Annotated in this window: 3 protein-coding genes; 2 read left to right on the forward strand and 1 reads right to left on the reverse strand. The window is 74.1% G+C overall.

The window, feature by feature from the left end:
- Window positions 1-167, reverse strand: a 167-nt coding sequence (locus H5J33_RS34565) for a LysE family transporter (protein ID WP_181798610.1), incomplete at its 3' end; no start/stop codon positions are given.
- A gap of 67 nt (window positions 168-234) precedes the next feature.
- Between H5J33_RS34565 and H5J33_RS34570 the strand changes: the two genes are divergently transcribed.
- Window positions 235-1,122: a LysR family transcriptional regulator ArgP gene (locus tag H5J33_RS34570; RefSeq protein ID WP_181798611.1), complete on the forward strand. Its 888-nt coding sequence runs from the start codon at window positions 235-237 to the stop codon at window positions 1,120-1,122.
- A gap of 250 nt (window positions 1,123-1,372) precedes the next feature.
- The coding region (locus H5J33_RS34575; protein WP_181798612.1) for a WhiB family transcriptional regulator at window positions 1,373-1,606 on the forward strand (234 nt) is incomplete at its 3' end.

Here is a 1,606-nt window from a genome sequence, read left to right on the forward strand (position 1 = left end):
AGCGCGATGAGCACCGCGTCGGACACGGCGCAGATGCCGACCACGGTGAGGACGGCGTGCCGGCGCACCCCCTGCCGCAGGACGAAGGCGTTCTGGGCGCCGATGGCGACGATCAGGGAGAGGCCGGTGCCGAATCCGGCGGCAGCGGCGGTCAGGGCGTGGTTCATGCCGACGACGCTAAGGAAACCGCCCCCCTCAAGTACAGCTAAAGATTTTTACGTACCCTTAGCACTCGTGATGACTGAGCTACCCCTGGAACAGGTCCGGACCCTGCTGGCCGTGGTGGACGAGGGCACCTTCGACGCCGCCGCCGCCGCGCTGCACGTGACACCGTCGGCGGTCAGCCAGCGGGTCAAGGCCCTGGAACAGCGCACCGGCCGGGTGCTGCTCCAGCGCACCAAGCCGGTGCGGCCCACGGAGTCCGGCGCGGTGCTGGTGCGGTACGCCCGGCAGCTCGCCCGGCTGGAGCGGGACGCCTGGGACGAGCTGGGGCTGTACGGCACCGGGGAGCCCACCCGGGTGTCGGTCGCGGTGAACGCGGACTCGCTGGCGACCTGGTTCCTGCCGGCCCTGAACCGGGTCGCCGGCCTCTGCTTCGAACTGCACCGCGAGGACGAGGACCACACGGCGGCGCTGCTGCGCGAGGGTCTGGTGATGGCGGCGGTGACCTCCTCGCCCGACCCGGTCCCCGGCTGCGCGGTCCGCCCGCTGGGACGGATGCGGTATCTGCCGGTGGCCGCGCCGGAGTTCGTCGCGGACCGGCCGGCGGGGCGGCCGCCGGCGGAGGCGCTGGCCCGGGCGCCCGTGGTGGTCTTCGACCGCAAGGACGACTACCAGGACGGCTTCGCCCGCCGGCTGGGCCACGCCTCGGCCGGCCCGTTCCGGCACCAGGTGCCCACCTCGGAGGGGTTCCTCGACGCGGTGGCCGCGGGGCTGGGCTGGGGCATGGTCCCGGAGGTCCAGGCCGGACCGCTGCTCGCGGACGGGCGGCTGACCGTGCTGGTCCCGGGCGAGCACATGGACGTCGCCCTGTACTGGCAGCAGTGGAAGCTCGACTCCCCCGGGCTGGCGGCCCTGGCCGACGCGGTGACGGCCACGGCGGCGCGGGCGCTGCGCCGCTGAGGGGCGCGGGGGGCCGTCCGAACCGCCCGGCGGGGGTGGCCGGTCGCGCGAGCCGGGCCCCGACTTCCCCCGCCGTCCCGCCTGTTGGCCGTCCACGGCCGTAAGTGCGGTCGGCGTCCGGAAGCCCCGGAGGCCATCTTCCCCGGATCGCCCGGCGGTTGTGCCGTTTCACGTTCTCCCGACCGGTCACCCGGACGCGAGAACGATTGCCACAGGCACGGACGACTTCCACCGATCCAGGAGACTTCCGATGGACAACTGGCGCGACCATGCCGCGTGCCGTCACGAGGATCCCGATCTGTTCTTCCCGGTCGGGACCACCGGCCCGGCGCAGGTACAGACCGAGCGGGCGAAGGCGGTGTGCGGGCACTGCCCGGTTCGCGAGCAGTGCCTGGACTGGGCGCTGGAGACGGGCCAGAGCATCGGCGTCTGGGGCGGCACCACGGAGCTGGAGCGCCGGGCGCTGCACCGGCGCCGGGCCCGC

It is taken from the genome of Streptomyces sp. WELS2 (assembly GCF_013870595.1).
GTDB lineage: Bacteria > Actinomycetota > Actinomycetes > Streptomycetales > Streptomycetaceae > Streptomyces.